This is a genomic window from Streptomyces sp. 1114.5, from assembly GCF_003635085.1.
GTDB lineage: Bacteria > Actinomycetota > Actinomycetes > Streptomycetales > Streptomycetaceae > Kitasatospora.
The window spans coordinates 1,048,038-1,075,031 of record NZ_RBXE01000001.1 but is presented as its reverse complement, the minus strand read 5'-3'; the positions used below and the strand labels follow the sequence as shown (position 1 = coordinate 1,075,031).

Annotated in this window: 22 protein-coding genes and 1 tRNA gene; 14 read left to right on the top strand and 9 right to left on the bottom strand. The window is 75.0% G+C overall.

Annotated elements, in window-relative coordinates; all coding sequences use genetic code 11:
* Positions 1 to 96 precede the first annotated feature (96 nt).
* Entirely contained in the window at positions 97 to 2,352 is a 2,256-nt protein-coding gene (locus tag BX285_RS04550; RefSeq protein WP_097236774.1) for a DEAD/DEAH box helicase, read from the top strand.
* A 202-nt stretch (positions 2,353 to 2,554) separates the two neighbouring features.
* Entirely contained in the window at positions 2,555 to 3,430 is an 876-nt protein-coding gene (locus BX285_RS04545) for a TIGR02452 family protein (protein WP_121174523.1), read from the top strand.
* 190 nt (positions 3,431 to 3,620) lie between these two features.
* Here BX285_RS04545 and BX285_RS04540 read toward each other — a convergent pair whose 3' ends face one another.
* The gene (locus BX285_RS04540; protein ID WP_097236772.1) at positions 3,621 to 3,956 is read right to left on the bottom strand and encodes a hypothetical protein; all 336 of its coding nucleotides are present in this window, start codon (positions 3,954 to 3,956) and stop codon (positions 3,621 to 3,623) included.
* Between the two features lie 145 nt (positions 3,957 to 4,101).
* Positions 4,102 to 5,238 carry a hypothetical protein gene (locus BX285_RS04535; protein WP_259470430.1) on the bottom strand — a complete coding sequence of 379 codons (1,137 nt, stop codon included), beginning with the start codon at positions 5,236 to 5,238 and terminating at the stop codon, positions 4,102 to 4,104.
* A 92-nt stretch (positions 5,239 to 5,330) separates the two neighbouring features.
* Here BX285_RS04535 and BX285_RS04530 point away from each other — a divergent pair, with 92 nt between their 5' ends.
* Complete coding sequence (locus BX285_RS04530) at positions 5,331 to 5,816, top strand: RICIN domain-containing protein (RefSeq protein ID WP_259470429.1); 486 nt, start codon at positions 5,331 to 5,333, stop codon at positions 5,814 to 5,816.
* 7 nt (positions 5,817 to 5,823) lie between these two features.
* Here BX285_RS04530 and BX285_RS04525 read toward each other — a convergent pair whose 3' ends face one another.
* The 3 genes from BX285_RS04525 to BX285_RS04515 all read right to left on the bottom strand — a co-directional run bounded on the left by BX285_RS04525 (position 5,824) and on the right by BX285_RS04515 (position 8,701).
* The gene (locus BX285_RS04525; protein WP_097236770.1) at positions 5,824 to 6,519 is read right to left on the bottom strand and encodes a tyrosine-protein phosphatase; all 696 of its coding nucleotides are present in this window, start codon (positions 6,517 to 6,519) and stop codon (positions 5,824 to 5,826) included.
* A gap of 111 nt (positions 6,520 to 6,630) precedes the next feature.
* Positions 6,631 to 7,452, bottom strand: a complete 822-nt coding sequence (locus tag BX285_RS04520) for an SDR family oxidoreductase (RefSeq protein ID WP_097236769.1) — start codon at positions 7,450 to 7,452, stop codon at positions 6,631 to 6,633.
* A gap of 10 nt (positions 7,453 to 7,462) precedes the next feature.
* Positions 7,463 to 8,701, bottom strand: coding sequence for a DNA glycosylase AlkZ-like family protein (locus BX285_RS04515; RefSeq protein WP_121174522.1), 1,239 nt, complete (start codon positions 8,699 to 8,701; stop codon positions 7,463 to 7,465).
* Positions 8,702 to 8,816: 115 nt separating this feature from the next.
* Between BX285_RS04515 and BX285_RS04510 the strand changes: the two genes are divergently transcribed.
* Together BX285_RS04510 and BX285_RS04505 are read left to right on the top strand one after the other, a co-directional pair.
* The gene (locus tag BX285_RS04510; RefSeq protein WP_097236767.1) at positions 8,817 to 9,599 is read left to right on the top strand and encodes a DNA polymerase beta superfamily protein; all 783 of its coding nucleotides are present in this window, start codon (positions 8,817 to 8,819) and stop codon (positions 9,597 to 9,599) included.
* Between the two features lie 57 nt (positions 9,600 to 9,656).
* Positions 9,657 to 9,729: transfer RNA gene (locus tag BX285_RS04505), tRNA-Lys, on the top strand.
* A 141-nt stretch (positions 9,730 to 9,870) separates the two neighbouring features.
* Here the strand turns inward: BX285_RS04505 and BX285_RS04500 are convergent.
* Positions 9,871 to 10,101 carry a hypothetical protein gene (locus BX285_RS04500; RefSeq protein WP_121174521.1) on the bottom strand — a complete coding sequence of 77 codons (231 nt, stop codon included), beginning with the start codon at positions 10,099 to 10,101 and terminating at the stop codon, positions 9,871 to 9,873.
* Between the two features lie 212 nt (positions 10,102 to 10,313).
* Between BX285_RS04500 and BX285_RS04495 the strand changes: the two genes are divergently transcribed.
* Positions 10,314 to 11,957, top strand: a complete 1,644-nt coding sequence (locus BX285_RS04495) for an ATP-binding protein (protein WP_147465110.1) — start codon at positions 10,314 to 10,316, stop codon at positions 11,955 to 11,957.
* Positions 11,958 to 11,967: 10 nt separating this feature from the next.
* On the opposite strand, the gene BX285_RS04490 is transcribed toward BX285_RS04495, so the two are convergent.
* From BX285_RS04490 to eccCa, 3 genes are all read right to left on the bottom strand, one after another.
* Entirely contained in the window at positions 11,968 to 12,258 is a 291-nt protein-coding gene (locus BX285_RS04490; RefSeq protein ID WP_121174519.1) for a hypothetical protein, read from the bottom strand.
* A gap of 56 nt (positions 12,259 to 12,314) precedes the next feature.
* Entirely contained in the window at positions 12,315 to 15,401 is a 3,087-nt protein-coding gene (locus BX285_RS04485) for a hypothetical protein (protein WP_121174518.1), read from the bottom strand.
* A 64-nt stretch (positions 15,402 to 15,465) separates the two neighbouring features.
* On the bottom strand, positions 15,466 to 19,497 hold the full coding sequence (gene eccCa / locus BX285_RS04480) for a type VII secretion protein EccCa (RefSeq protein ID WP_121177238.1): 4,032 nt from the start codon (positions 19,495 to 19,497) through the stop codon (positions 15,466 to 15,468).
* Between the two features lie 338 nt (positions 19,498 to 19,835).
* Here eccCa and eccD point away from each other — a divergent pair, with 338 nt between their 5' ends.
* From eccD to BX285_RS04440, 8 genes are all read left to right on the top strand, one after another.
* Positions 19,836 to 21,209 carry a type VII secretion integral membrane protein EccD gene (gene eccD / locus BX285_RS04475; RefSeq protein ID WP_121174517.1) on the top strand — a complete coding sequence of 458 codons (1,374 nt, stop codon included), beginning with the start codon at positions 19,836 to 19,838 and terminating at the stop codon, positions 21,207 to 21,209.
* A gap of 49 nt (positions 21,210 to 21,258) precedes the next feature.
* Positions 21,259 to 22,743, top strand: coding sequence for a type VII secretion protein EccB (gene eccB / locus BX285_RS04470; RefSeq protein WP_121174516.1), 1,485 nt, complete (start codon positions 21,259 to 21,261; stop codon positions 22,741 to 22,743).
* Between the two features lie 142 nt (positions 22,744 to 22,885).
* Entirely contained in the window at positions 22,886 to 23,230 is a 345-nt protein-coding gene (locus BX285_RS04465; protein WP_097236761.1) for a hypothetical protein, read from the top strand.
* A 67-nt stretch (positions 23,231 to 23,297) separates the two neighbouring features.
* Complete coding sequence (locus BX285_RS04460; RefSeq protein WP_143685742.1) at positions 23,298 to 23,591, top strand: hypothetical protein; 294 nt, start codon at positions 23,298 to 23,300, stop codon at positions 23,589 to 23,591.
* Positions 23,592 to 23,596: 5 nt separating this feature from the next.
* Positions 23,597 to 24,022, top strand: a complete 426-nt coding sequence (locus BX285_RS04455) for a hypothetical protein (protein WP_097236759.1) — start codon at positions 23,597 to 23,599, stop codon at positions 24,020 to 24,022.
* 99 nt (positions 24,023 to 24,121) lie between these two features.
* Complete coding sequence (locus tag BX285_RS04450; protein ID WP_121174515.1) at positions 24,122 to 26,182, top strand: hypothetical protein; 2,061 nt, start codon at positions 24,122 to 24,124, stop codon at positions 26,180 to 26,182.
* Positions 26,183 to 26,230: 48 nt separating this feature from the next.
* Positions 26,231 to 26,671 (top strand): YbaB/EbfC family nucleoid-associated protein, encoded by a 441-nt coding sequence (locus BX285_RS04445; protein WP_097236757.1) that lies wholly within the window; start codon positions 26,231 to 26,233, stop codon positions 26,669 to 26,671.
* Complete coding sequence (locus BX285_RS04440) at positions 26,664 to 26,975, top strand: hypothetical protein (RefSeq protein ID WP_121174514.1); 312 nt, start codon at positions 26,664 to 26,666, stop codon at positions 26,973 to 26,975. The genes BX285_RS04445 and BX285_RS04440 overlap by 8 nt, the downstream gene beginning before the upstream one ends.
* Positions 26,976 to 26,994 lie beyond the last annotated feature (19 nt).

Genomic DNA, 26,994 nt, shown 5'->3' with positions numbered 1-26,994 from the left:
CCTTGGCGCGTTCCGGCGATCCGTGGCTGACCGCATAGAGGCGGTTGTGAAACAGAACCCCGGACTTTGGCGCGTGCCACTTCCGGAAGGTTCTGCATGTCTCTCGTTGACGACGCCCGCTTCGCCATGCCCGCGAACGAGGCCGCCGCCGATGTCACCGACACCACCGACACCATCGACACCGCCGCCGACGAGGTGATCGCCGAGGCCGTGGAGGCCACCGAGGAGGCGGCCGCCGAGCCGACGATCACCTTCGGCGACCTGGGCCTGCACGACGACGTCGTGCGTGCCCTCGCCAAGCGCGGCGTCACCACCCCGTTCCCGATCCAGGCCGCGACCATCCCGGACGCCCTGGCCGGCAAGGACGTGCTGGGCCGCGGTCGTACCGGCTCCGGCAAGACCCTCAGCTTCGGCCTGCCGCTGCTGACCCGCCTCGCCGACGGCGAGCGCACCAAGCCCAAGCACCCGCGCGGCCTGATCCTGGTCCCGACCCGCGAGCTGGCCATGCAGGTCGCCGACGCCCTGGAGCCGTTCGGCTCGGTGCTCGGCCTCAAGCTCAAGGTCGTCTGCGGCGGCACCTCGATGTCGAACCAGATCTACGCGCTGGAGCGCGGCGTCGACATCCTGGTCGCCACCCCCGGCCGACTGCGCGACCTGCTGAACCGCGGCTCCGCCAAGCTCGCCGACGTCCGGACCGTCGTCCTCGACGAGGCCGACCAGATGGCCGACATGGGCTTCCTGCCCGAGGTCACCGAGATCCTCGACCAGGTGCCGGCCGGCGGCCAGCGCCTGCTGTTCTCCGCCACCCTGGAGAACGAGATCGACACCCTGGTCAAGCGCTACCTGAAGAACCCGGTCACCCACGAGGTCGACCCGTCGGCCGGCGCGGTCACCACCATGACCCACCACATCCTCGTGGTGAAGCCCAAGGACAAGGCGCCGATCACCAACGCGATCGCCGCCCGCAAGGGCCGCACGATCATCTTCGTCCGCACCCAGATGGGCGCCGACCGCGTCGCCGAGCAGCTGATCGAGGCCGGCGTGAAGGCCGACGCGCTGCACGGCGGCATGACCCAGGGCGCCCGCACCCGCGTCCTCGGCGACTTCAAGGACGGCTACGTCAACGTCGTCGTCGCCACCGACGTCGCCGCCCGCGGCATCCACGTCGACGGCATCGACCTGGTCCTCAACGTGGACCCGGCCGGCGACCACAAGGACTACCTGCACCGCTCCGGCCGCACCGCCCGGGCCGGCCGCTCCGGCGCCGTCGTCACCCTGGTGCTGCCGCACCAGCGCCGCGGCGTCTTCCGCCTGATGGAGGACGCGGGCGTCGACGCCAGCCGCCACATCCTGGACCACGCCTTCGACGCGGAGGTCGCCCGGATCACCGGCGCCCGCTCGCTCACCGAGGTCCAGGCGGAGAGCGCCGCCAACATCGCCGGTGCCGCCGAGCGCGAGCTCGCCGAGATGACCCGCCAGCTGGAGCGCGCGCAGCGCCGCGCCGCCGAGCTGCGCGAGGAGGCCGACCGCCTCGCCGCCCGTGCGGCGCGCGAGCGGGCCGAGCTGGGCATCGAGGACGAGGAGCCCGCCGCCGAGGAGACCGGCGAGCAGGCCGCCGCGGAGGCCGCTCCGGCCGCCGCCGAGGCCCCTGCCGCGCCGCAGGCCGAGGAGCGCGCCCCGTCGTACCGCGAGGCGCGCAGCGAGCGTCCGGCGTTCAACCGCGACCGCGACGACCGTGGCGGCCGTTCCGGTGGCTTCAACCGTGACCGTGACGACCGTGGTGGCCGTTCCTTCGGTGACCGTGACGACCGTCGCTCGGGTGGTTTCAACCGCGACCGTGACGACCGTGGCGGCCGCTCGGGTGGCTTCAACCGTGACCGTGACGACCGTGGTGGCCGTTCCTTCGGTGACCGTGACGACCGTCGCTCGGGTGGTTTCAACCGCGACCGTGACGACCGTGGCGGCCGCTCGGGTGGCTTCAACCGTGACCGTGACGACCGTGGTGGCCGTTCCTTCGGTGACCGTGACGACCGTCGCTCGGGTGGTTTCAACCGCGACCGTGACGACCGTGGCGGCCGCTCGGGTGGCTTCAACCGTGACCGTGACGACCGTGGTGGCCGTTCCTTCGGTGACCGTCCGGCCCGCACCTTCGGTGACCGCCCGTCCTTCGGCCGGGACCGCGACGAGCGCGGCGGCAGCAGCCGTCCGTTCGCGCGCCGCGACGACCACCGCTCCGGCGGCCGTCCGCAGGCCGACCGCGGTGGCTTCAACCGTGACCGCGGCGGTTTCGACCGCGACCGCGGCGGCAGCGGCTTCAACCGCGACGACCGCAAGCCGCGCTGGAAGAACTGACGCCGCACCGGCGGTGATCCACCGCCGGCCGCGCTGAACGTAACGAAGGGCCCGCTCCGTCCCCCGGAGCGGGCCCTTCGCGTTCCCCCCGGCACCCCCCCGGGTACCCCCCGACACCTCGTCCTGCTCCCCCCGAGGTGTTGTTCTGGAAGTGAGAATAACCTGTGGCGCCCGGCGGCGGTAGTCCCGTAGCCTCCGGGGCATGAGCAGCAGACTGCATGACGTGGCACGGGTGAACGAGGAGATCGCCGGACGGGGGAGCTACCGGACGGCCGGGGGCGAACTCGTGCAGGTGGGGGAGCAGTTGACGGCGGCCAGGGCCGGGACGGTGTCCTACCCGCCGCAGGCGCTGGACGCCCTGGTGGCGGCGGGCGAGCCGGGGCCCGGGCCGAAGGCCGGGGCGGAGGCCGGGGCGGGGGTCGGGTCGAGCGGGGTTGTCGAGGTGACGGCCGAGGGGAGCATCGAGGCCGCCCGGCGGCTGGTCGCGGCCGGGGCCGGCCCGGTCGGGGTGCTGAACTTCGCCTCCGCCCGCAACCCCGGCGGCGGCTACCTGCGCGGCGCCCGCGCCCAGGAGGAGGACCTGTGCCGCAGCGCGCTGCTGTACAGCTGCCTGGTGGAAGCCCCGGACTACTACGAGGCGCACCGGGCCTCCACCGACCTCCGGTACAGCCACCGGGTGATCGTCTCGCCGGACGTGCCGGTGATCCGGGACGGGCGCGGCGAGCTGCTGGCGCAGCCGTACCCGGTCACCTTCCTGACCTCGCCCGCCCCCAACGCCGGTCAGCTGGAACGGCGTTCGCCCGGCACCGACGTCCGGGGCGTGCTCGCCGAGCGGGCGGTGCGGGTGCTCGCGGCGGCCGCCCGGCACGAGGTGCGCACGCTGGTGCTCGGCGCCTGGGGCTGCGGGGTGTTCGGCAACGACCCGGCGCAGGTCGCCGAGGCCTTCGAGGGCGCGCTGGCCCGGTACGGGGCGGCCTTCGAGCGGGTGGTGTTCGCGGTCTGGGACCGCACGCCGGTCTCCCCGAACCGGGCCGCCTTCGAGGCCCGGTTCGGGACGGGAGCGGGAGCGGGGCGCTGAGGGGTGTGCGGCTGCCGCGTTGCGGCTAGGGCCTGTCCGGCGGATCTTGCCGGGCGCACGACGCCGGATCATCCCGCCTGGACGCACGCCCGAATCGTCCAAGTACACCCAGTACGAGGGCGATTCGGGCGCACGCCCAGACGGGCGCCCGACGCCGCGCGCTGATCCGACAAGATCCGCCGGACAGGCCCTAACGCTTGCGGGCGGAGAGCACCGTTGCGGCCGTGGAGGCGGCCGCGACCACGCCGGTGACGGCGAAGACGGACGGCCAGGCGCCGATCCGCTTCGCCAGCGGGTGCGAGCCGCCGAAGGCCGCCACGTACAGGCCGGTCAGTGCCGCCGCGGTGCCCGGGCCCGAGCTGCGACGCCACTGCGCGGCCGCCCCGGCGCCGGCCACCGCCAGCACCGCGCCGCCCAGGTGACGCCGGCCGGTCCAGCGGGCGACGCCGTAGCCGCCGACCAGACCGCTCGCCGCGGTCAGCGCGGCGGGCGCGGCCGCCGCGAGTACGTTCGGAACCTTCGCCATCGTCGACTCCACTCGTCACAGGTGAGGCTGCCAGGGCCGGTCTTCGGGCCCGTCGGCTTCCGACCCTAATCCGGCCCCGATCCGGCCGGGTCGGCGGTCTTCGGGGGCCGCCGCCCGCCGGACGGCACCGCCCGCCGGGCACCGCTCAGCGGAAGGCCTGCTCGACGGAGTAGCCCGGGACGGTGCGGGCCAGCAGCTCCGCCGCCTCCGCCGGGGCCAGCACCCGCTCCAGCCGCAGGTCCCCCGGGACCTCCTGGATGAAGCGCCCGGCCGCCCAGCTGCGCTCGTACGGCAGCGGCTCCAGGACCAGGGTGCGCACGCCGTCCAGCAGCGGGACGTCGCTCGGGGTGCCCTCGTTCCAGAGCCAGGAGCCGTCCGGCGCGACCAGGTTGAAGGCGCCGGTCGCGATCACCCGGCGGCCGTCCAGGAACGCCGAGCGGGCCAGCGCCACCACCTCCGGGTCCTGCGGGACGCCGGGCAGGTGGCCGCCGCCGATCAGCACGTCGGCGAGCAGGGTGTGCAGCTGGAAGGTGTCGCTCAGGCCGCTCATCCGCAGCAGGTAGCCGGTGCCGGTGGGGCGGTCGAGCACCAGCAGCGGCTCGTCGTCCAGCATCAGCGCCAGGTGGGCCAGGCCCTTGAAGTCGTGCCGCTCGCCGCCGTACCGGCCGAACAGCTCCACGAGCACCCCGGTCACGCCCGAGGCGCGGGCCTCGGCCCGCACCGGCGCGTGCGCGTACACCGCCCAGGACGCCTGCTGCCACAGGTGCAGCGTCCACCAGCCGACCACGGCCAGGTGCGCGTGCCACTCGTCCAGGACCGCCGGGTCGGCGATCCGGGCGTGTGCCCCGGCCGGATCGTCCTCCTCCGGGTCCGGCAGCGGGCCGCCGCCGGTCTCGGCCCAGCGTCGCAGCAGCAGCTCCGTCCCGGTCAGCGCGCCGCGCAGGCCGGCCAGCACCGGGCCGGCACAGGCCACCGGGTCGGCGCCGTGCTCGACGCAGGCGCCCACCACCATGGCCAGGTGCGAGCGGGGGAACGGCGGGGCGTCCGGCAGCAGCGCGGCCAGCCGGGGGCCGGCCGCCACCCGCTCCTCCGGCGTGGCCGGGCCGAACAGCCCGCCGACCCGGCCGAGGGCCGGGCCGAAGTCCTCGTCGTCCCCGGCGGCGACCACCGCCTCCAGGTCGGCCACCGCTGCGAGGAGGGCGGGCTGCTGACGGTGCGACGGGGTCGGCTGACGGTGCGGCGGGGTCGGCTGACGGTGCGGCGGGGTCTGCTCGGTGGACATTCGCCGCAGCATAGGCGGCGGGGCGGGCCCGGTCGAAACGCCCCCGCGACCCGGCCGGGTGGCCTGTCGGTAGGCGGTGGCAGACTGCGAGCGTGACTGACTCTGCCGGCTCCGCCGACACCGCCGCTTCCGCCGGCTCCGCGATCACCGACGGCAGCTTCCTCGTCCGCAACGTCGGCAGCGGCCTGCTGCTGCAGGTCGCCGGCGCCTCCCGGCGCAGCGGCGCCCGGATCGTGCTGGGCCCGGACGACGGCACCGACAACCAGCTCTGGCACCTCACCGCCGTCCACCCCGGCGGCGCGCTCTTCCACATCGAGAACGCCGCCAGCGGCAAGCGCCTCGACGTCACCGGGGCCTCCCCGGACGACGGCGTCCCGATCCAGCAGTGGGGCGCCAACGCCTTCGGCGCCCAGGAGTGGCTGCTGGAGGGCCACGTGGACGCCCCGGGCACCTACACCGTCACCAGCTTCATCAGCGGCAAGCCCCTGACGGCGCCGGAGCCCCCGGAGGAGGGCGTCCGGCAGTGGGAGGACACCGACTCCCCGACCCAGTGGTGGCGGTTCGAGCGGCGGGGGTAGCCGGCGGTCAGGCCGAGAGGTTGGTGCGGACGGCGGCCAGTTCGGCTTCGGTGGCGCCGTGGTGGCGGAGGTAGGCCGGGATCGTGCCGTGGTGGGTGTGGATCCAGGCGAGGGAGGAGGCGATGAGTTCGGCGCTGATCGGGCGGGAGACGCGCTCGGTGCCGGTCTCGTCGATGTACGGGGCGGGGCCCTTGTCCAGGCCGAGGCCGATGTTGGAGAGCAGGAAGTCGGCGGTGATGTCGGCTTCGGAAGCGCCCAGCAGGGACTGCAGGACGGCGATGGTGAGGCCGGTGCGGTCCTTGCCGACGGCGCAGTGGACGACGGCGGCCAGGGACTCCGGCGCGGCGAGGCGGCGGATGACGGCGGCGAGCGAGGGGCCGGCCGTCTCGGCCATGAACGGGTAGAGCGAGGCCTGGTCCTCGGGCCACGGCCGGTCGACGTCGCCGCGGTCGGCGGGCAGCGTGGGCAGGCTGAGGGACTCGTGGTCGAGGCCGTGCCGCTGGTCCGGCCAGACCTCCAGCTCGAACGGGCTGCGCAGGTCGAACACCGTGCGCAGGCCGAGCGCCTTGAGTCGCCGGGCGCCCTCCTCGGTGAGCGTGTGGAAGGAGCCGGAGCGGTACAGCACGCCCCGGCGGAGGGCGCCGATCCCGCCCGCGTCACGGAAGTTGCGCACACCGGGGATGTCGATGAAGGCGTCGGTCATGACCTCCACCGTACGGGCGGGGGCGGGCGCGGGGAAGGAAACCGGAGGGGGCCGTTCGGTGGCGGGCGAACGCTGTCCGAAAGCGGCCCCTCCGCAGGGCGGGGACGGCTCTCAGCGGCCGCCGGAGACCTCCAGGAACGCGCCCGTGGTGTACGAGGCGGCCGGGGAGAGCAGGAAGAGGATCGCCTCGGCGACCTCCTCCGGCTGTCCGCCACGCTGCATCGGCAGGCCGGGGGCGACCCGGTCGACCCGGCCGGGCTCGCCGCCGAGTGCGTGGATGCCGGTGTGGATCAGTCCCGGCCGCACCGCGTTGACCCGGATCCCCTCGGCCGCGACCTCCAGGGCGAGGCCGCGGGTCATCGAGTCCACCGCGCCCTTGGCGGCCGCGTAGTCGACGTACTCGTTCGGCGAGCCGATCCGGGAGGCGGCCGAGGAGACGTTGACGATGGCGCCGCCGCGCCCGCCGTACCGGGTGGACATCCGGCGGACGGCCTGGGCCGCGCAGAGGAACGGGCCGGTGATGTTGGCGGCCCAGATCCGGTTCAGCCGCTCCTCGTCGATCTCCTCCAGCCGGCACTGCCGCTCCAGCGTGCCCGCGTTGTTCACCAGGCCGGTGAGCGGGCCGAGTTCGGTGTCCACGGTGGCGAACAGCCGCTCCACCTCGGCCGTGCGGCTGACGTCCGCGCGCACGGCGAGGGCGGTGCCGCCCGCGGCCCGGATCGCGTCCACGACACCGGCCGCCGAGGCCTCGTCCGTACGGTAGTTGACGCAGACCCGGTAGCCGCGGCGGGCGGCCAGCAGGGCGGTGGCGGCGCCGATGCCGCGGCCGGCGCCGGTGACGATCAGGACCTCGTCGGTGACGGCCGGGGAGCCGGCGGCCTGGGCGGTGGCGGGCCGGGTGGCGGCGGACGCGTCGGGCGTGGTGGTCGACATGTCCCGTACGCTACCCGGCCGTTCGGCCGAGCCCGCCCGCGCCGGCCGCCCGTAGCGCGGCGATCCTGGGCGCCCGGCTCTTGGGCGAGTCGAGGCTGAAGCCGCGGGCGTCGCCGAGCTCGTCGCGGACGAAGGCCTCGGTGCGGGCCACCGCCGCCCGCAGGGCGTCGTCCGGCGGGACGAAGGGCAGCAGGACGATCTCGGCCCGCTCGGGGTCGTACTCCCAGAGCCCGACGATCCGGCCGCGGTCGAGCACCAGGTGGGTCTGCGGGTCGGCCTCGCCGCCGAAGGTGCGCCCGGCCCGGCCGACGGGCAACGGGCGGGCGGCGTCGGCGGGGTCGAGCAGCCGGGGCAGGTCGCGGTGCAGCAGGTGGATGCCGTCGATGCCGGCCAGCAGGGTGTAGTGGGGTTGCCGCGGTGCCGTGAACTCGGCGAATTCCTCGGCGAGTTCGGGTGGCAGGAGGAACTCCGAGCCGGGCGCGAGCGGGACCAGGCCCGCCTCGGCGACGGCCCGGCGGGCGGTCGCGGCGGTGAAGCCGGAGAACCAGCGGAAGTGCCGCAGGGTGGCCGGGCCGGCCCAGGAGAAGTAGTGGCGGGCGAGGTCGACCGCGGCCCCCGCGACCGGCTGGTCCCAGCCGGCGTAGCCGTACCGCTGCTGGTCCAGACGGCCGTTGACGGGCACCCGGCGGACCCGGCCGCGCGACTGCAGCAGCCCGAGGGCGAGTGGCAGGGTGGTGGCCAGGCCGCGCTTCCTGCCCGCCTCGCCGAGCGGCCGGACGGCGTCGCCGACCGCCTCCCGGATCGTGGTCGGATCCAGCGGGCCGCCCTCGGCCAGTACCCGCTCGATGGCCAGGCAGAGCTTCTCCACCTCGTCCCGGCCGACCCCCAGGTGCTTCTCCGCGGCGGCGAGTTCGCCCTCCGGGGCGGCCGCGCCGGAGGCCAGGCCCAGCGCGAAGTCGGCGGCCGGCAGCAGGTAGGTGCAGCCCCGCGCGGACGGCAGCTCGTGCACCTCCAGCCGGGCCACCGCCTCGTCCACCGCGGCCCGCCCCAGCCCGGCCCGAGCGAACAGGCCCAGGTAGGGCGCCGCGCCGCCCACCGAGCGGGCCCAGCCGGTGGCGGCCAGCACCTCGGCGGCGGACGCGCCGGTGTGCGGGCGGTCCAGCCACTGGCGGTGCGACCACCAGGCGCGCAGCTTCTCGACGTCGACGGGCGCCGGGTGGTCCGGGTCCGGGTGGGGATCGTGCTCCATGCGGCCAGTATCGGCGGCCGGGACTGCGGCGGACCGGAAATCGCTCGCCCGGCGCGGCCCGCTCCGGAGAGGATGCCCGGTACCCGTCCGTACGGCTCCCGGGAGGAGACCGCCCATGCCCGCCGCTGCACCTGCCGCCGTGCCCGCCGGCACCGTTCTGCTGTCCGGGATCGTCGGATCCACCGCGTACGGCCTCGCGCACGCCGGCTCCGACGTCGACCGGCTGGGCCTGTTCGCCACCCCCACCGAGGAGTTGCACGGCCTGCACCGCCCGGCCGAGTCGCACGTCACCACCGCGCCCGACCTCACCCTGCACGAGGCCGCCAAGTGGTGCCGGCTGGCGCTGGGCTGCAACCCGACCGCGTCCGAACTCGTCTGGCTGCCGGACGACCTGTACGAGACCCGCACCCCGCTCGGCGACGAACTGATCGGCATCCGCGAGGCCTTCCTCAGCGCGCCGGCGGTACGGAAGGCCTATCTCGGCTACGCCGACCAGCAGTTCCGCAAACTGCTCACCCGCGACCGCGCCGAACCGGCCGCCCGCCGCCGGGCCGCCAAGCACGCCCGGCACCTGGTCCGGCTGGTCGAGCAGGCCGTCCGGCTGCACGAGACCGGCCGCAGCCTGATCCGCCTGCCCGACCCCGAACACGTCCGCGAGTTCGGCGAACGCATCGCCGACCGGCCCGCCGTCGCCGAGGCGCTGCTCGCCGACGCCGCCGACCGCCTCGGCCGCCCCGGGGTCCTGCCCGCCGCCCCCGACCCGCGCCCCGTCGAGGCCTGGCTCCGCCGCGTCCGCGCCGCCCACTACACCCCGCCCGTCGGGCCGCCCCGGGGGCCGCTCCACGCACCCGGCGCGCCCGCGCAATCCACTGGCGGAGCCCTGGGCCCTACCGGGTAGGATCACCGTGGCCCTCCCAGCAGGTACCGACAGGTACCGCCGGGACCACGGGGCCGCGGGGCACTAGCTCAATTGGCAGAGCTGCGGACTTTTAATCCGTAGGTTCAGGGTTCGAGCCCCTGGTGCCCCACCCGGGATGAGGCGGTCACGCCTGTTCCGACCTGCAGCGCAGCACCCCGGCCGGGTCTTCGGCCGGGGTGCTGCTGCGTTTCCGGGCGGCATGGCCCGCGGGGCGGTCGGTCGGGCCGGTCGGTCGGGTCGGTCGGGGCGTTCACCGGCGGGCGCGCCAGAGGCCGTAGAGGCCGACGCCGGCGCCGGTGATCACCGAGAAGCCGCCGCTGCCCGCCGTCAGGTAGACCCCGGTGGCGATCACCAGGAGGGTGACGAGGGCGATCAGGTCCAGCGTCCGCTGCCGGGTCGAGCCTGCGGGGGCGTCGGCGCGGTCGGGCAGGTCGGGGAGGTCGGGGCGGTCGGGGAGGGGGCGGGAGTCTTCGTCCGTCATGGTCCGAGCCGACCAGAAGTCCCGCCGTCGGGCCCAGGCAGCCGTACGGGCCCGCCGGATCCCGGACGGGGGTGCCGGGGGGTCGGACGCCGGGGTGCCGTTCCTGAACGGCGGGCCCGTCGGCAGGCGTTCGAGAACGTTCAGGACCGTCCGAGGATGTTCGAAGTAGCCTGTGGTGGAAGGGAACTGAGGCAGCGTCGACAGGGGGAGCCGTGACGGACCGACCGGTGGAGACCGACCCGGGGGATCTCGCGGCCGTCGCCGCGTACGACGAGCGGTTCGCCGCCTTCGTGGCCGAGCTGAACCGCCTGCACATCGAGTACGGCGCCCCCTCCTACGGTGAGATCTGCGGTGCGGCGCAGGTCTTCAAGCTGCCCAAGGCGGGGATCACCGACCTCCTCACCGGCAAGCGGCTGCCCTCGATGAGCTTCCTGCTGGAGTTCGTCCGGGTGGTCAGCAACCCGCTGCCGGTGGACGGGCGCACACCGCGCGGCCACAAGGCGCACCCGGAGCTGATCGAGCACTGGCGGCGTCGGTGGGTGGAGCTCAAAGCGCTCAACCGGCAGGTCCAGTCCCCGTTGGGCCGCCTCCGGAACGCCGGCAAGCAGCTGGTCGAGGAGGCGGAGCGGGCGGCGGCGGAGAAGGCCGGTGCGGCCGAGGAGCAGGCGCGGCAGATCCGCTCCCGCGCGGAGGCGGAGGCGGCGGCCGTCCTGGAGGAGGCCCGACGGCAGGCCGCGCACCTGGTGGAGGAGGCCGAGGCGCGCGCCGAGAGCGTGCGGGCGGAGGCGGAGCGGGCCCGAGCCGAGGCCATCCGGGTCGCGGTGGCGCGCTCGGCCGAGGCGGACCGTCTGCTGCGCACGGCGCGGGAGGAAGCCGAGGCCGTACGGCGGGCCGCGCAGACCGAGGCGCAGGAGATCGTGGACGAGGGGCGGCGGGTGAGCCGGCTGCGGACGCCGGCGGCCCTGCGGGAACTCCGGGAGGCTGCGGAGCGGATCACCGGGACGCACCTCCCCGAACTGCTCCGGACGATCACCACCGACCGACTCCCGGAGCAGGGAGGCAGCTTGACGCTGCCGTCCGTCGGCCTGCACGGCCGGGACGACGTGGGGCGGCTGGCCCGCTGCTTCGACACCCTCCACCACGGGCTGGCGACCCTCGCCGCCGAGCAGGCCCTCCGGTTCGACACCACCAACACGGTGTTCACCACCCTGTCGCGCCGCACCGCCGGCCTGGTCCAGCGCCAGCTGTCGCTCCTCGACGAACTGGAGCGCAGTGAGCCCGAACAGGAGCAGCTGGACGGCCTGTTCGAGCTGGACCACCTGGCGACGCGGATGCGTCGGAACTGCGAGAACATGCTCATCCTCGCGGGCGAGGAGTCGGGCCGCCGCTGGAAGCGTCCCGTCCCGCTGGTCGACGTGTTCCGGGCCGCCGCCGGCGAGGTGGACCAGTACCAGCGCATCGACATCGCCGCCGTACCGGAGATCGAGGTGGTCGGCGCCGCTGTCACCGACCTCGTCCATCTGCTCGCCGAGCTGCTGGAGAACGCCGCCTCGTACTCCCACCCGGGCACCACGGTTCAGGTGACGGCCCGCGCCCTGCCCGACGGCCAGGTGATGGTCGGGGTCCTCGACGAGGGGATCGGCATCGCGTTCGACGAGGTCGTCGCCCTCAACGACCGCCTCGCCCACCCGGCGCCGGTGGACCTCTCGGTCTCCCGCCGTACGGGCCTCTTCGTCGTCGGCCGCCTCGCCGGCCGCCACGGTGTCCGGGTCTGGCTGACGCCCGCCGAGACCGGCGGGGTCATCGCGTCGGTGGTGCTCCCGGCCGAACTGGTGGAGGCGGAAGGGCCGGCCTGAGCCGCCGGCGTCAGGCGGGCCGGTGCGGGCCGAAGAGGGCGTCCAGCCTCGACGGCCAGTCGCCGTCGGCGAGTTCGGCCGACATCAGGAGGTCCCGCCAGTCGGTCTCCAGGAGCTGGATCGCCTCGTGCAGCCGGTCCGGGCTGCCGTCCGCCAGGACCACCAGGGCGGCGGTGATCCGTTCGCGGTCCTGCCCGTGCTGCACCCGCGCCTCGGCCTCCTCCAGCAGGGCGGCGGTGGCGCCGGCCTCCGGGCCGAAACGGTTGGCGAGCATGGCGGCGACGCGGTCGGTGAGTGCCATGCGTCCTCCGGGAGTTCGACGGATCGACCGATGGTGGCAAGGTCGGTCGATGCGGGTCAAGAGGCGGCCGGGAGGACTTCCACGCCGGGGGTGAGGTGGAAGGGAACGGTGTCCTCGACGTGGCGGCGGTCGGCGGGGGAGAGCTGGTCGCGGCGGTCCAGCCAGACCGTGAGGCGGGACAGGGCGCTGCGGTCACGGTCGGCGGGGTCGGCGTCGGCGGGGCCGGACTCGCGCAGCAGGACGCGGGCGGGGCGGCCCGCCGGGTCGGTCCGGTCGGCCGGGGTGGTGGCGAGGACGGTGAAGGTGGTGCCGGGGGTGAAGGTGACCTGCGGCTCGGTGCCGCTGCCGAAGGCGGCAGTGCGCCGGCCGGTGGCCGACCAGATGAAGAACTCGACGGTGGCGCCGGGGAGTTCGACGGCGGGCGCGGACAGGCCGGTGACCGGGGCGGGCTCGGTCAGCCGCTGACCGGCGCGGTAGTGGGCCAGCAGGGCCTCCGGGTCGAGGCCGGGCGGGGCGCAGAGCAGGACCGCGCCGTGGTGGCTGGGGAGGCGGCGCAGGCCGGAGCCCAGGCAGCGGAGGAAGGGGGCGAGCGTCGGGTCGCCGGAGCGCGCGGCTGCCACCAACTCGGCGCGGGGGACCGGGACTCCGGTGTCGCCGTGGTGGAGGAGGACGGCGGCGAGGTCGGGCTTGATGTCGTCCTTGGCCGTGGAGCGCAGCCCGGGCAGCCGGGTGGCGACCTGGTCGACCCGGCCGGAGCAGCGCTGGTAGTGCTCGCCGAGCAGGGTGCGGACGGCGTCGCGGTCGTGCGGGCTGCTGACGGGTGCGGCGGTTCCGGTGGCGGGGGACGCCTCCGGGGTGAGCAGGCGGGTCTGCGGCGCGGCGGGCGGAGGGACCGGGGTCGGGGTCGGGTCAGGGTCGTCGCCGTCCGGGGCGGGGTCCTCGCCGTCCGGGGCGGGGTCCTCGCCGTCCGGGGCGGGGTCCTCGCCGTCCGGGGCGGGGTCCTCGTCGGGCGCCGGGACGGGTGCGGGGACAGGTGTGGTGACGGGTGCGGCGGGGGGAGCTTCGGTCGGCTCCTCGTCCGGGACGGGGGTCGGGTCGGCTTCCGGTGCCGGGACGGGGGGTGGGGCGGTCGGTTCGGTGGCCGGTTCTGTGGCCGGTTCGGGCCGATGACCGCCCTCGGTCGCGGCCGCAGCCGTGCAGGACGGAACGGCGGGCGTCGAGCCGTACGTGGCCGGGGCCACCGGCCTGCGCGGGCCGGCGGCGGGTTCGTCCGGTCCGCCGCTGGTCGAGGTCCGGATGGGCGGGCCCACGGCGGCGGGCACTGGCCGGGGTGTCGGGTCGGGGAGCGGGGCGGCTACCTCGACCTCGGGTTCGGCTTCGGGCTCGGCTACGGGCTCCTCGGGAGCAGCGGTCAGGGCCGCCGGGGTCGCCTGGGTCGCCGGTCCCGCGATGGCCGCGGCGGCGGGGGCGGAGGCGGTGACGGCGGCCGGGCGCGGGGCGGCGACGGGCGCCGCCTGCGGCACCGCCTCCGGCCGGGCCGCCGGGCCGATCCCGTACGCCACCGGCGCCACGCCCGGGACGGCTCCGACGGGCTGTTCGGGGCCGAGCCAGTCCAGTTCGTGCATCCGGGCGACGAAGCGGGCGATCCGTTCGGTGGCCGGTTCCAGCAGTCCGTGGACCAGCAGCCCGAACCCCTGGGCTGCGGCCTCCGGGAGGCGGTCGAGCAGCTTGCCCAGCTCCTCGAAGACCTCGGCGTCGACCGGCCGGTCCCGCTCGCCGACGATCAGCAGCGGGCGGGCCGACTCGGGCCGGCGGAAGCGGGGGGTGAGGATGTGCGGGGGCTCCGGGCGCAGCCAGAGGCCGGCCGGGACGGCCTCCAGGGCCCAGTACGGGAACGCGTCGAAGACGGCGGGGCCCGCGGTGTGCCAGCTCGCGCCGCCGCTGCGCCAACCGGAGGGGACGGTGCCCAGGCCGGGGGCGGCGGCGAGGCGCAGCAGGTAGGGCTCCCAGCAGGCGCGGCCGTGGGTGTCGAGGACGTACGAGGTGGGGCCGCCCGGACCGATGACGGGCAGGCCGATCGCGGCGTTCACCGGCCGGGCCAGCCGGGCGGACAGCGCGCCGGTGAGGGTGGCGAGTTCGGCGGGGGCGGCCCAGGGGGCGCTGACCAGCAGCCGGGCCGAGCCGAGGGGCAGGGCGGCCACGGTGTCCGCGAAGTCCTCGGGCAGCAGGACCGGCAGGGCCGGTGTCCCGACGACCAGGACGACGGTGCCGGGCGGTGCGCCGGCCAGCGTGAGGTCGGGCCGCGGGGCGGACGGCCGGACGGCGGGGTGGGTGAGCCAGTAGCCGACGGGCAGCCGGTGCACCTGGACGGCCGGGCCCCGGGAGCCGGCGGGGGCGGCCTGAACGGCGGGAACCGCAGGAACCACAGGGACGGCAGCAGCCGTGGGGACGACGGCCGGAACCGTGGGGAGGAGCGGGCCGGCGGCGTGGTGCGGCTCGATCGGGGCGGTGGCGCCGATGGTCTCGCGCACCGGGCGTGGTGCGGCGCCGGGGGCGCAGTGCCACCAGGTGGCCCCCTCGGGGGCGCCGTCGGGGGCGATGACCTTGAGGTTGCCGTCCTGGGTGATCTCCACCAGGCCGTCCGGTGCGACCACCGGCAGGCCCGCCCGGTCGGCGACGACCTCGGCGGGGCGGCGGCCGTTGGGGGCGAGCGCGGCGAGGCCGGAGGCGGCGAGCACCAGGCTGGTGGCGCCGCGGGAGCGGGCGATGACGCCGAGGTCGGCCATCCGGTCGCGCAGCACGGGGGCGGAGTCGGGGGCGGCGGCGACCACGATGATGCTGTCGGGCACCGGGCGCAGTGCCCCGACGGCGGCGGACAGTTCGTCCTGCCCGGCGGTGGACGGCGCGATGACGAAGTGCGGGCCGACCGGCCGCAGTTCGGAGCGGATGACGGTCGGGGCGCCGCCCTGCGGCCCGGCGACCGCGGGCACCCGGGCGTGCGCACCGGACCCGTGAGGACCGTCCGGGCCGTCCGTGCCGGGGGGCAGCTCGGCTGCCGCGCCGCGCCACCGGGCGAACCGGCGGCGGGGCGCGTCGGGCGACACCGGGTCGTCGGCGGGGCGGCCGCTGCGGGAAGGACTCATCGCCGGGGTAAACGGGCCCGGCCGGGCCGCGGGTTCATCCGCACGGTGGCTTCACCGCCCGCCGTCACCCCGCCGAGCCGCCGTCCGAGCCGTCCGGCTCCGCCGGGTCCGGCATCAGGCCCGTCTGCACCTGGACGGTTCGGCGCCGGGTGATGTGCAGGGCGCGGCCGGGCGGCAGCTGGCGGGGTTTGACGCTGCCGAACAGGGCGCCCTCGCTCGGCGGGCAGGACAGCAGGGCGACCGGGGTGTTGACGTCCTGGAGCCGGCGCAGCAGCTGGTCGGAGTAGGCGCGGCCGATGCCGTTGGCGGAGCGGGCGACGATCAGGTGCAGGCCGAGTTCGGTGCCCTGGGCGAGGTGGTCGAGGATCGGGCCGAACGCGTTGGCGCCGGACTGGCCGGGGATGAGGTCGTAGTCGTCGACGACGATGAACAGCTCCGGCCCGGTCCACCAGTCGCGCAGCCTGAGCCGGGCGGGGGTGATCTCCTCGCCCGGGAGCCGGGCCTCCATGGCGCGGGCGGCGCCGGTGACGACCTGCCGGAGCACGTCGACGGCGACGGCGTAGCCGAGCCGGTACTCCTCCGGGACGCTGTCGTACAGGCCGCGCCGGAAGTCGACCAGCATGATCCGGGCCTCGGCCGGGGTGTAGGCGGTGGTGATGGCGTCGACCATCAGGCGCAGCAGGTTGGTCTTGCCGCTCTCGCTGTCGCCGACCACGAGCAGGTGCGGGGACTCCTCGAAGTCGTGCCAGAGCGGGGAGATCGCGGCGTCCTCCAGGCCGATGGCGACCCGCAGCCGGCCTTCGGGGGCGGGCAGGGCGGCGGCGTCGAGCTGCAGCGGCAGCATCCGCACCTCGGGGGCGCGCGGGCCGGTCCAGTGCTCGTTGACGGCGTCGACGAGGTCGGCGACGCCGTCGGCGAGGCTGTCGCTGTCGCCCTGGCCGTCGATCCGGGGGAGGGCGGTGAGGAAGTGCAGCCGGTCCTGGGTGAGGCCGCGGCCGGGGACGCGGGGGACGGTGTCGGCGGCCCGCATGTTGATCATGGAGTCGATGGGGTCGCCGAGCCGCAGCTCGAACTTGGTGCCGAGCTGGTCGCGCAGTCCGCTGGAGAGCTCGCCCCAGCGGGCGGCGGTGACCACCAGGTGGACGCCGTAGTTGAGGCCGCGTCCGGCGATCAGGGTCAGGGCGGGCAGGTGGTCCATGAACTCCTGGCGCAGGGTGCCCCAGCCGTCGATCACCAGGAAGACGTCGCCGTGGCGCTCGTCGGCGAGCGCCGGGTCCCCGGCGGCCCGGCGGCGGCGGAAGGTGGCGACGGAGTCGATGCCGAGCTGGGCGAAGCTCTGCTCGCGGCGGGCGATGATGCCGTTGATCTCGGCGAGGGTCCGGCCGACCCGCTCGGGCTCGTGGCGGCCGGTGACGCCGCCCAGGTGCGGCAGCCCGCGCAGCGCGGCGAGCGTGCCGCCGCCGAAGTCCAGGCAGTAGAACTGCACTTCGCGCGGGGTGTGGGTGAGTGCGAGGCCGGTGATGAGGGTGCGCACCAGGGTGCTCTTGCCGCTCTGCGGTCCGCCCGCGATGCCGACGTGGCCGCCCGCCGCCGAGAGGTCGGCGGTGAGGAGTTCGCGCAGCTGCTGGAAGGGGCGGTCCACCACGGCGACCGGGACGGTCAGGGTGCCGACCGGGCCGCGGTCCTCGGGGGCAAGGCCGTACCGCGGGTCGGGGGCGAGCGGCGGCAGCAGCTCGTCCAGGGTGGGCGGGGTCTCCAGCGGCGGCAGCCAGACCCGGTGGGCGGGCGGGCCCACGTCGAGCATCCGGGCGGCCGCCAGCTCCAGCAGGGTCTCGGTGTTCTCCTCCTCCTCGGCGCGCCGGGCCTCCTCGGCGGCCACCGCCTCCGGGTCGGGCCGGCGCGGCGCGGTGTACTCGGTGTCGTAGCGGACGATCTGCCCGGCCACCGCGGCCTGCTGGGCGGCTCCGCGGCGGCGCCGGTACGGCCCGGAGACGTACGCCGCCTTGAAGCGGGTGAGCGTGGCGATGTCGCTGCGCAGGATGCCGTTGCCGGGCTGGGAGGGCAGCTGGTAGGCGTCGGGGACGCCGAGGACGCCGCGGCTCTCCATGGCGGAGAAGGTGCGCAGGCCGATCCGGTACGACAGGTGGGACTCCAGGGCGTGCATCCGGCCCTCGTCGAGGCGCTGCGAGGCGAGCAGCAGGTGCACGCCGAGGGAGCGGCCGAGCCGGCCGATCATGATGAACAGCTCCATGAAGTCGCGGTGCGCGGACAGCAGTTCGCTGAACTCGTCGACCACGATGAAGAGCGTCGGCAGCGGGTCGAGCTGGGCGCCGCCGGCCCGGGCGGTCTCGTAGTCCAGCAGCGAGCTGTAGTTGCCGGCCGAGCGCAGCAGTTCCTGGCGGCGGTTCAGCTCGCCGTGCAGGGCGTCGCGCATCCGGTCGACCAGGGCGGCCTCGTCGGCCAGGTTGGTGATCACCGCGGAGGTGTGCGGGAGTTCGTCCAGGCCGAGGAAGGTGGCGCCGCCCTTGAAGTCGACCAGGACGAAGTTCAGCGTCTCGGAGGAGTGGGTGAGCGCCAGCGCCAGCACCAGGGTGCGCAGCAGCTCGGACTTGCCAGAGCCGGTCGCGCCGATCAGCATGCCGTGCGGGCCCATGCCGCCCTGCGCGGACTCCTTGAGGTCCAGCTCCACCGGGTTGCCGTCCGCGCCGACCCCGATCGGCACCCGCAGCCGCTGCCCGCGCGGGCGGTCCGTCCAGCTGCGGCCGACGTCGTGCTGGTACAGGTCGTTGACGCCCAGCAGGGCGGTCAGGTCGAAGTCGGTGCTCAGCGGCTCGGCGGCGTCCAGCGAGTCGCCCAGCCGGTACGGGGCCAGCACGGTGGCGAGGCGGCGGACGGCCGGGACGGACAGGGCGTCCGGGCGGCCGAGCGGGGTGGCCTCGTCGCGGCGGTTGCGGTCGGCGGCGACGAGGTCGAGCCGGTCGCCGGTGATCCGCAGCCGCAGCCGGAACTGCGCGTGCTGCCACTCCACGGCCCCGGAGAGGTCCAGCAGGACGGCGTTGCGGTAGCCGGCCAGCAGGGCCCGGCTGCCGGCCGGCAGCTTGACCCCGTCCACGACGATCACCGTGTACGGCTCGTCGCGGCCCGGCTGCGCGTCCGGCTCGTACGGCGGACGGTCGGTGAACTCCGGACCCAGCAGCTGCTCCAGCTCCAGGATCGACTCGGCGACCAGGCGCACCGGTCCGGCGCCGTCGGTCTCGGTGGGGTGCAGGGCGTGCGGCAGCCACTTCAGCCAGGCCCAGTCGGCGCGCCGCTCGGGGGCGACGGCGGCGGCGATGCGCAGCTCGTCGGGGGCGTGGAAGAACGCGAGCTGGGCGAGCATCGCGCGGGCCAGGGCGCGGGCCGGCTCCGGGTCGGGCTCGGGGGCGTCCTCGCCGTGGCCCTCGGTGTGGCCCTCGGCGGTGGGGTCCTCGTCCTCGGGGTGCTCGCAGCGCAGCAGCACATGGGCGTAGCCGCGCACGTGGAAGGCGATCGGCTGGTCGGCGATCGAGCCGTAGGCGTGGATGAACCGGCGCAGCGCGTGCGCGCACAGCGGCTCCAGGTCCTCCACCGGCTGGGTGGACAGCGGCGCGAGCTTGACGGCCAGCCGCTGGGTGCCGGTGGCGATCCGGACGTCGCCGAAGTCCGGGTGGGCGGTGCGGCGCTCCCACAGCCGCGAGGTGCGCACCAGCGAGCCGAGCGCGCCCGGCGCGGGGTGGCGCCAGGCCAGGGCGAGCCGCTGGTCGACGATGTGGCGGCGGACCTGACGGCGCATCTGGGAGAGGTAGCGCAGGTAGTCCCGGCGTTCGCCACGCAGTTGGCGCTTGCGGTCGCTGGCGCCGCGGATCAGCTGGGTCACCAGCATGCCGACGGCGGACAGGCCCATCATGCCCATCGCCACGTAGGTGAGCGGCCCGCCGGAGGACTGCGGGTTGAGGAAGATCATCACCATCGAGAGCGAGCTCAGCGCCATCGGCGCCATGGCGATCATGTTGGACATGCCGCTCTGCTGCTCCGGCAGGACCGGCGGCTCCTGGAGCTGGAGCTCGCCGTCCGGCATCGCCGGTCCCGGGCGCCGGGGCGGGCGGTCGACCACGACCACGCTCAACGGGCTTCTCCTCTCGCGGCGCCGGCGGGGTCGCCGGTGGCGGTGCGGGCCGGTTGCCGGAGGCGGTGCGCCCGGCGGCCCGGGCCCGCGTCGCACCCGGACGTACGGCCGGCGGGGGTCCGCGGGTTCACCAGGGGCGGGTGCAGGCGGGGGCGGTACGGGCGGGACCCGCGGGTTCACCGGGGGCGGTACGGGCGGTGTCCGGCAGGTCCGGTGAACCGCCCGTCCGGGGGCGCCCGTTGCTGGAAGGGGAGACCGGGCAGTCCGGCCGCAGCGGAGGGGCGCGACAGGTGAGCGGTACCACGGTGGCGTCAGGGCTGGTCCGGCTGCGGTTCCGCGCCCCCGAGACCGCGTTCGAACTCGCCCTCCCCGGCGACGTCGTGCTGGCCGACCTGCTGGGCGCCGTCCTCGACTACGCCGGCGCCGCCGTCGAGGAGAGCGGCACCGAGCACTCCGGCTGGGTCCTCCAGCGGATCGGCGGCCCGCCCCTGGACGAGGAACGCACCCTGGAGGGCCTGGGCCTGCGCGACGGCGAGGAGCTGTTCCTGCGGCCGGGGCAGGAGGCGCTGCCCGAGGTCCACTTCGACGACCTGGTGGACGGCGTCCGGGCCGGCACCACCGCCCGCGGCGACTCCTGGCGGCCCGCCGTCACCCACCACCTCGCCCTGGCCCTCGCCCTGGTGGCGCTGGCCGGCGGCCTGCTGCTGCTCGCCCTGCCCGGGCCGGACGGCCCGCGCTGCGCCGCCGCGGCCGTGGTCGCGGTGCTGCTGCTCGGGGCCGGGGGCGCGGTGACCAGGCTGGTCGCCGATCCGCCGGCCGGGATCGCGCTGGGCGCCGCAGGGGTGGCCTACGCGGCCGCGGCGGCCGCCCTGCTGCCCGGGGTCACCGGCCCGGCCCGGCTGCTGGCGGGCGGTTCGGCGGCGGTCGGGGCGACCGTGCTGGCGCTGGCCGTGATCGGCGCCGGCCCGTTCTTCGCCGGGCTGGCGGTGGCGGCCGTCCTCGCCCTCGGCTCGGGCGCGCTCGCCGCGTACGGGGTGCCGACCACCCACTCGGCCGCGGTGATCGCCGCCGCGGCCGTGCTGTTCGGCGCCTTCGTGCCCGGTCTGGCCTTCAAGCTGGGCGGGCTGCGGCTGCCCGCGCTGCCCCGCAACGCGGACGAACTCCAGGAGGAGATCGAGCCGTTCCCGGCCGAGGACGTGTTCGCCCGCAGCCTCGTCGCCGACAGCTACCTGGCCGGGTTCTTCGTCGCCGTCGGCGCGGTGTGCGCGGGCGCCCTCGCCCTGCTGGCCACCGCCCGGGACGGCGGCTGGGGCGCCACCGCGATGTCCGCCGACCTGTCACTGCTGCTCCTGCTGCACGCCCGGGACATCGGCGGCGTCCGCCAGCGGCTGGCCCTGCTGCTGCCGGGCGCGCTGGGCCTCGCCCTGCTGGCCTGGCGCACCGGGCAGGACGCCGAACCGTCCGGCCGCTTCGCGCTGTTCGCCGTCCTGGTGGTCGTCGCCGCCGGGCTGGCCGTCGCCGCCTGGGCGGTGCCGGGCCGCCGGCTGCTGCCGTACTGGGGCCGGGCCGGGGACCTGCTGCACTCGCTCGCCGCGCTCGCCCTGCTGCCGTTCGCGCTCCAGGTGCTCGGCTTCTACCGGATGATGCGCGGCCTGGCGGGCTGAACCGCCCGACCGCTCCGCCGTCCCCGTCGCTCCGAGGAGGACCACCGCCATGCAGTCCCGACGCGACCAGGTCCAGGCCCACCTGTTCGTGATGAGCCGGGTCGCCGCGGGCATCCTGCGCGCCGAGCCGGACGCCCCCGACACGCCCGTCGGCCGTACCAACCGGGGCGCCGTGCTCGGCCTGGCCGTCGCCCTGCTGATCGGCGCCGGCGCCGGCGTCTACGGCCTGATCAAGCCCGGTGGCGCGACGGGCTGGCAGAAGCCCGGCACCCTGGTCGTGGTCAAGGAGAGCGGCGCCCGGTACGTCTTCGCCGACGGCCTGCTCCACCCGGTGCTCAACGAGGCCAGCGCCAAGCTGCTCGCCGGGGACCAGCTGAAGGTCGACCAGGTCTCCGCCCGCTCGCTGGACGGCGCCGCGCGCGGCACCCCGATCGGCATCGTCGGCGCCCCGGACGGGCTGCCCGGCCCGGCCGCCGTCGGCGCCGCCGACTGGCTGGTCTGCACCGTCCAGACGGCGGGGGCCGCAGCGGGTTCGGGCGCGGCGGCCGGTTCGGGCGCCGCCCGCAGGCCCCCGCAGCTGTCGGTCGCCGTCGGCACCCGCCCGGGCGGCCGCGCCGCCGGGGACCAGGCCGTCCTGGTCGGCACGCCCGACGGCGCCACCAGCCTGCTCTGGCACGGCCGCCGCTTCGCGGTGGACACCGCGGGCGGCGCCGTGCGAGCCCTCGGCTACACCGCCGCCACGCCCGTGCCCGTCCCCGCTGCCTTCCTCGCGGCCTTCCCCGCCGGACCGGACCTGCGCAGCCCCGAGGTGCCCGGACGCGGGCAGCCGGGGCCCACGCTGAGCGGGAGCCCGACCCGGATCGGCCAGCTGTTCACCGGCACCGGCGAGGAGCGCTACCTGCTCGCCGACGCGGGCCTCGTCCCCGTCACCGCCACCCAACTCGCGCTGCTCCAAGGGGATCCGCACACCCAGCAGGAGGCGTACGGGGGCGGCCGGGTGGAGCCCGCCCCGGTCGGCGCCGCCGACCTCGCCGCGCACTCCGCGCCCGCCGCAGCCGCGGCCGCCTTCAGCCAGGCCGGCCTGCCCGCCCGGGTGCCGGCCCTGCTCGCGCCCAAGGGCGAGCAGGCGCTCTGCGCGGCGCTGCGCTCCGGCTCCGACGGCGGCGAACTCGACGTCGTCGTCCCGGACACCACCTCCGTGCTCGGCCTGCCGCCGACCCTGCAGCCCGGCGTCATCCCCGCCTGCACCCCGGCGGACCGGATCGCCGTCCGCCCCGGCGGCGGCGCCCTGGTGCGGGCGCTGTCCGGCGGCGGCTTCGGCACCACCCTCTACCTGGTCACCGACACCGGGGTGAAGTACCCGCTGGCCTCCGCCGCGGTCGCCGACCGGCTGGGCTACGGCAAGACCGCCCCGGCCGCGGTGCCCGGGCGGTTGCTCTCGCTGCTGCCCACCGGACCCAGCCTCGACCCGGCCCCGCTCGCGGGCGGCGTCGTCCAGCCGCAGGCCGCCGCCGAGGGCCGCTGCGCCCGCTGACCCGGCACCCGCCCGGGCTGGGCACCGCGGGCTGAACCGCCCCACCGGGCACGCCCGTTCCACCTGAGGGGCCGACTCCGTCGGCCCGCGGCACACCCCGCCGGCCGGGCCCCGGCCGGCGCTACCGGAGGAGGTACTGACGGTGACCCAGCAGACGACGATCGACCAGAAGGTCCTGGCCGACATCAGGACCCAGGTCGAGTCGCGGTACACCCAGATGACGCAGACCGCGGCGTACATCGAGGACATCAACACGGCCGTCCGGGACAGCTTCTCCGGCGCGGCCAGCACCACCTTCCAGAACCAGATCCGCGACTGGCTGGAGCAGTACGCGCTGGTCAAGCGGGACTACGAGGCCTTCCACGGGAAGCTCGGCGACAGCGGCACCATCTTCAACTCGGCCGACGACCACACCAACAACCTCGCCCTGGGCGCCCTGGGCGGCGGCCCCGGCCAGCACGTCGAGGACGTCCTCAACCCCAAGTAGCGGCCGGCGCCCCGCCTCCGCACCGACACACTCCTCCCGGAACCCGAAGGGACGCACCATGGGCAGCATGTCGCTCCACTACGCGGGCATCGACAGTGCCATCACCGACCTCGAAGCGCACTCCAAGACGATGCACGAGGCGATGACCTCGCTGCAGGACTACCTCAACAGCAAGATCAACCACGAGCTGCAGGGTGACTACGCGGTGGCCGCCGGCCAGCTCGCGACCACGCTCCACAACGCCGACGGCCAGATGACCCAGAAGATCACGGCGGCCCACCAGGCCCTCACCGAGATCCGCAACGTCATCAAGGACGCGGACATGCGGGCCAGCACCCACTTCGACCACGTGCAGGGCTGACCGCCGTGGGGACGACGGGCGAGGGCGGCGACGGCAACCAGGGCGACGGCGGGAACGGCGGTGACTTCAAGGTCACCGACAACTCCCTGACCGAGTTCACCGCGAAGATCGACGCCCTGGTCAGCGAGATCAAGACCAACGAGAAGGTGGCGCAGTTCAGATCGCTCGGTACGGGTGCGATCCCCTTCCTCGCGGGCAACAACGCCGGGACCTTCAACAGCCCCAGCGACCTGGCCGATGCGATCAAGGCCTACTGCAAGTCGATCGACGGCCTCCTGGGCACCTTCGTCAAGCAGCTGAACACGCTCACCACCGACCTGCGCATGGCGGACCTCTACCTGAACAACGCGAAGGACGAGGCCCTGGACTACGCGCAGTTCATGCGGCTCGCCGAACGGACCCTGAACCCGGGGGCCGGCAGCAAGCCCTGACGGTTCGCCGGTGAGCCGTCGTCACCACCGCGGAGCCGGTCCGGCCACGGGCCGGCCCCGCCTCACGTCCGGTCGCGCCCGGCCGAAGAAGGGTCCGTCATGGGGCACACATGGGATGAAGCGATCACGTTCCTCGGCTCGACGAGCGACGGCAAGTCGACCAGCGCGCAGGACGTGTTCAAGGACGACAAGCCGTGGATCGACACCAGCAACACGTACGCCGACGACGTCAGCGGCTGGCAGACGCCGGACGGCAAGGACACCGGGGTGCACCTCGACTCCTGGGTCGCCTGGTACTTCCAGTACAAGGTTCCGGCCGGGACCGTCTACAACGCCAGCTACGTGGTCGGTTGCCACATCCTCTACCCCAACCTCGACGGCGCGGGCGGCAAACTCGCCGCGTTCACGGGGAGCACGGAGCCCTTCAAACGCCTGTACAAGGCCTCGCCGAGGACCAACGACCGGCTCGACGTCCCCCAGTTCGAGAAGCTGGCCAACCTGCTCCTGGACGTCATGATCCTGCTCGACGGCTGGATCAAGGAGGTCGAGGGGTTCGCGAACACGGTCGCCAAGAAGGACAGCGACTGGCAGGGCAGTGCGGCCGGGGCCTTCCGCGCAGTGCTGATGGCGCTGCGCAACGAACTCGACGCCGACAACCGCAACATCACCCAGGGCGGGGTGGGTTCGTACCTGCTGTCCTGCCGTGACGCGCTCAACACGGCCTTCGAGACGCTGAACACGGCCTGGGAGGCGTGGTTCAACTCGACGCTGGCCTGGCCGACGAACTGCGTGACCGCCGCGCTCATGGAGGGGCTCAAGGGCGCCACGCTGGACGTGAAGGAGGTGGCCAAGGACGTCTCGTTCAACACGTCGCGGCCCGACAAGATCGGATCGCTCGGCGACACCACCTCCGGCACGTACGACCTCAAGTTCACCCTGAAGAACGCGACCTTCGGAGACCCGAAGACGACGGACTTCTGGAAGGCGGTGGAGAAGCGGGGGCGGGAGATCTGGCTCCAGCACGTCGCCGACGTCCTGGACAAGGCCGCCGAGACGGCGCTCACCTCCGTCGGGACGGCCTACGGGATCGCCGCGGGAGCGGCCACCCCGCTGGATCCCTTCCCGCTGATCATGCCGAAGGCCAAGGACCCCACGACGGACGGGCCGGGCGGCAAGGACGACCCGAACAAGAAGGACGAGAAGGTCCCGGACCCGAAGATCGACAACCTGGGCATGGGTGGTGGCGGCGGTGGCGGCCCCCAGAACAAGAGCCTGGGCGGCGGCCCGGACCTCAAGAACCTCGGCCTGGACGGGAACGGCGCCGGCGGCAAGGGCAAGCTGGACCTGACCGGCGGCGGGAGCGGATCGGGCGGCTCCGGCAACCACAGCGGGACCACCGGGAACACCGGGCTCGACCTGATCGGCAACCCCGGCCTCGGCAGCGGCGGGCTGAACGACCTCTTCCCCGGGGGCACCGGCTCCGGCCGCCCGACCACCGTGCCGCCCGGCTCCGTGATCACCAAGGACGGCCGGATCGTCGACGAGAACGGCAAGCCCGTCCTCGACGCCAACGGCAACCCCATGGTGGCCGGTCCGAACTACACCATCGGTCCGGACGGCACCCTGCGCGACGAGAAGGGCAACACCGTCTCCCAGTACCGGCAGCTGCTGGCCGACCGGTTCACCGGGGGCGACAGCGGTGGCGGGGACGACCTGCTGACGCCGAGTCACTTCGGTGCCGGCGGCTTCTCCTACAACACGATGGGCCTCGGCGGCTCGTCCGGCGAGGGCGCGGGGGGCCTGCTGGCCCCCGGCGGCGGCCCGATGATCACCGGGATGGGCGGTGGCCTCAGCAACCGGGCGCTGACCTCCAACGGCGACCCGAACGCCATGAAGGCCGCCGTCGACCAGGCCAACGCCGAGCGGGCCGCCGCCGAGAAGGCCGCCCGGGCCGCGGCCCAGGAGCAGTCCCTGCTGACCGGCCGCCAGACGGCCACCAGCTCCGGCGGCATGCCGCCGATGATGCCGCCCGGCGGTGCCGGCATGGGCGGCCAGGGCGGCCCCAACGACAAGGACCGCCGCCGCACCACCTGGCTGGCGGAGGACGAAGAGGTCTGGGGCACCGAGACCGCTGCCGTGCACGGCGTCATCGGACGCTGACCGCGCCCGGGCCGTCGACCCACGCGAACGAAGAGACAGGAAACGCAGATGAGCAACCCCTTCGCCGACCAGATCGCCCAGGCGATGGCGGAGATGCAGACCGAGCTGGCCAGGGCCGAGGAACTGCAGAAGGAGATGTTCGAGCTCACCGCCTCGGTCACCTCCAAGGACCGGCTGGTGACCGTCAAGGTCGGCTCGCAGGGCCAGGTCGTCTCGATGACCTTCCACACCGACGGCTACCGCGAGATGGCGCCCGCCGAGCTCGCCAAGGTGCTCACCGACACCCTCAACGAGGCCCGGGCGAAGGTCGGCGAGGACGTCGCCGAGCGGATCGGCCGCTTCGACGGCCTCGGCGAGACGCTGCGGCTCAACATGACGGGCGGCACCGAGCTGGACGAGATCCTGGCCCCGCTCTGGGCGATGAAGCCCGACTACCAGCCCGAGGACCAGAAGAAGAAGGCCGACCGCCAGGAGGAGTTCCGTGGCTGACCAGGGCGTCACCGCGAAGACCTCGATGCTCAAGCGGAGCTTCGCCGAGTTCTTCGAGCTGAGGGACATGGTCGACAAGATCAGCCTGGAGGCCAAGCACATCAACGACATGAACCTGACCGTCGGCGGCAACGACGAGATCGGCAAGCAGTACCACAAGCAGGTGGACGAGGGCACCAAGAACCTGACGGACCTGCTCCGCACGATCCACGCCACCATGCTGTCGGTCGGCGAGAACGGCGAGGTGTTGGCCGCCACCCTCGACAACGCGAACGACCAGGCCGGCGACATCGCCAAGTTCTGAGCCACCGCTTCCGAACCAT

What these genes read in the sequence shown, in the direction of transcription:
- BX285_RS04550 (WP_097236774.1), top strand. Translation starts at nt 97, where the DNA reads ATGTCTCTCGTTGACGACGCCCGCTTCGCCATGCCCGCGAACGAGGCC.
- BX285_RS04545 (WP_121174523.1), top strand. Translation starts at nt 2,555, where the DNA reads ATGAGCAGCAGACTGCATGACGTGGCACGGGTGAACGAGGAGATCGCC.
- BX285_RS04540 (WP_097236772.1), bottom strand. Translation starts at nt 3,956, where the DNA reads ATGGCGAAGGTTCCGAACGTACTCGCGGCGGCCGCGCCCGCCGCGCTG.
- BX285_RS04535 (WP_259470430.1), bottom strand. Translation starts at nt 5,238, where the DNA reads ATGTCCACCGAGCAGACCCCGCCGCACCGTCAGCCGACCCCGCCGCAC.
- BX285_RS04525 (WP_097236770.1), bottom strand. Translation starts at nt 6,519, where the DNA reads ATGACCGACGCCTTCATCGACATCCCCGGTGTGCGCAACTTCCGTGAC.
- BX285_RS04520 (WP_097236769.1), bottom strand. Translation starts at nt 7,452, where the DNA reads ATGTCGACCACCACGCCCGACGCGTCCGCCGCCACCCGGCCCGCCACC.
- BX285_RS04515 (WP_121174522.1), bottom strand. Translation starts at nt 8,701, where the DNA reads ATGGAGCACGATCCCCACCCGGACCCGGACCACCCGGCGCCCGTCGAC.
- BX285_RS04510 (WP_097236767.1), top strand. Translation starts at nt 8,817, where the DNA reads ATGCCCGCCGCTGCACCTGCCGCCGTGCCCGCCGGCACCGTTCTGCTG.
- BX285_RS04500 (WP_121174521.1), bottom strand. Translation starts at nt 10,101, where the DNA reads ATGACGGACGAAGACTCCCGCCCCCTCCCCGACCGCCCCGACCTCCCC.
- BX285_RS04490 (WP_121174519.1), bottom strand. Translation starts at nt 12,258, where the DNA reads ATGGCACTCACCGACCGCGTCGCCGCCATGCTCGCCAACCGTTTCGGC.
- BX285_RS04485 (WP_121174518.1), bottom strand. Translation starts at nt 15,401, where the DNA reads ATGAGTCCTTCCCGCAGCGGCCGCCCCGCCGACGACCCGGTGTCGCCC.
- eccCa (WP_121177238.1), bottom strand. Translation starts at nt 19,497, where the DNA reads ATGCCGGACGGCGAGCTCCAGCTCCAGGAGCCGCCGGTCCTGCCGGAG.
- eccB (WP_121174516.1), top strand. Translation starts at nt 21,259, where the DNA reads ATGCAGTCCCGACGCGACCAGGTCCAGGCCCACCTGTTCGTGATGAGC.
- BX285_RS04460 (WP_143685742.1), top strand. Translation starts at nt 23,298, where the DNA reads ATGTCGCTCCACTACGCGGGCATCGACAGTGCCATCACCGACCTCGAA.
- BX285_RS04450 (WP_121174515.1), top strand. Translation starts at nt 24,122, where the DNA reads ATGGGGCACACATGGGATGAAGCGATCACGTTCCTCGGCTCGACGAGC.
- BX285_RS04445 (WP_097236757.1), top strand. Translation starts at nt 26,231, where the DNA reads ATGAGCAACCCCTTCGCCGACCAGATCGCCCAGGCGATGGCGGAGATG.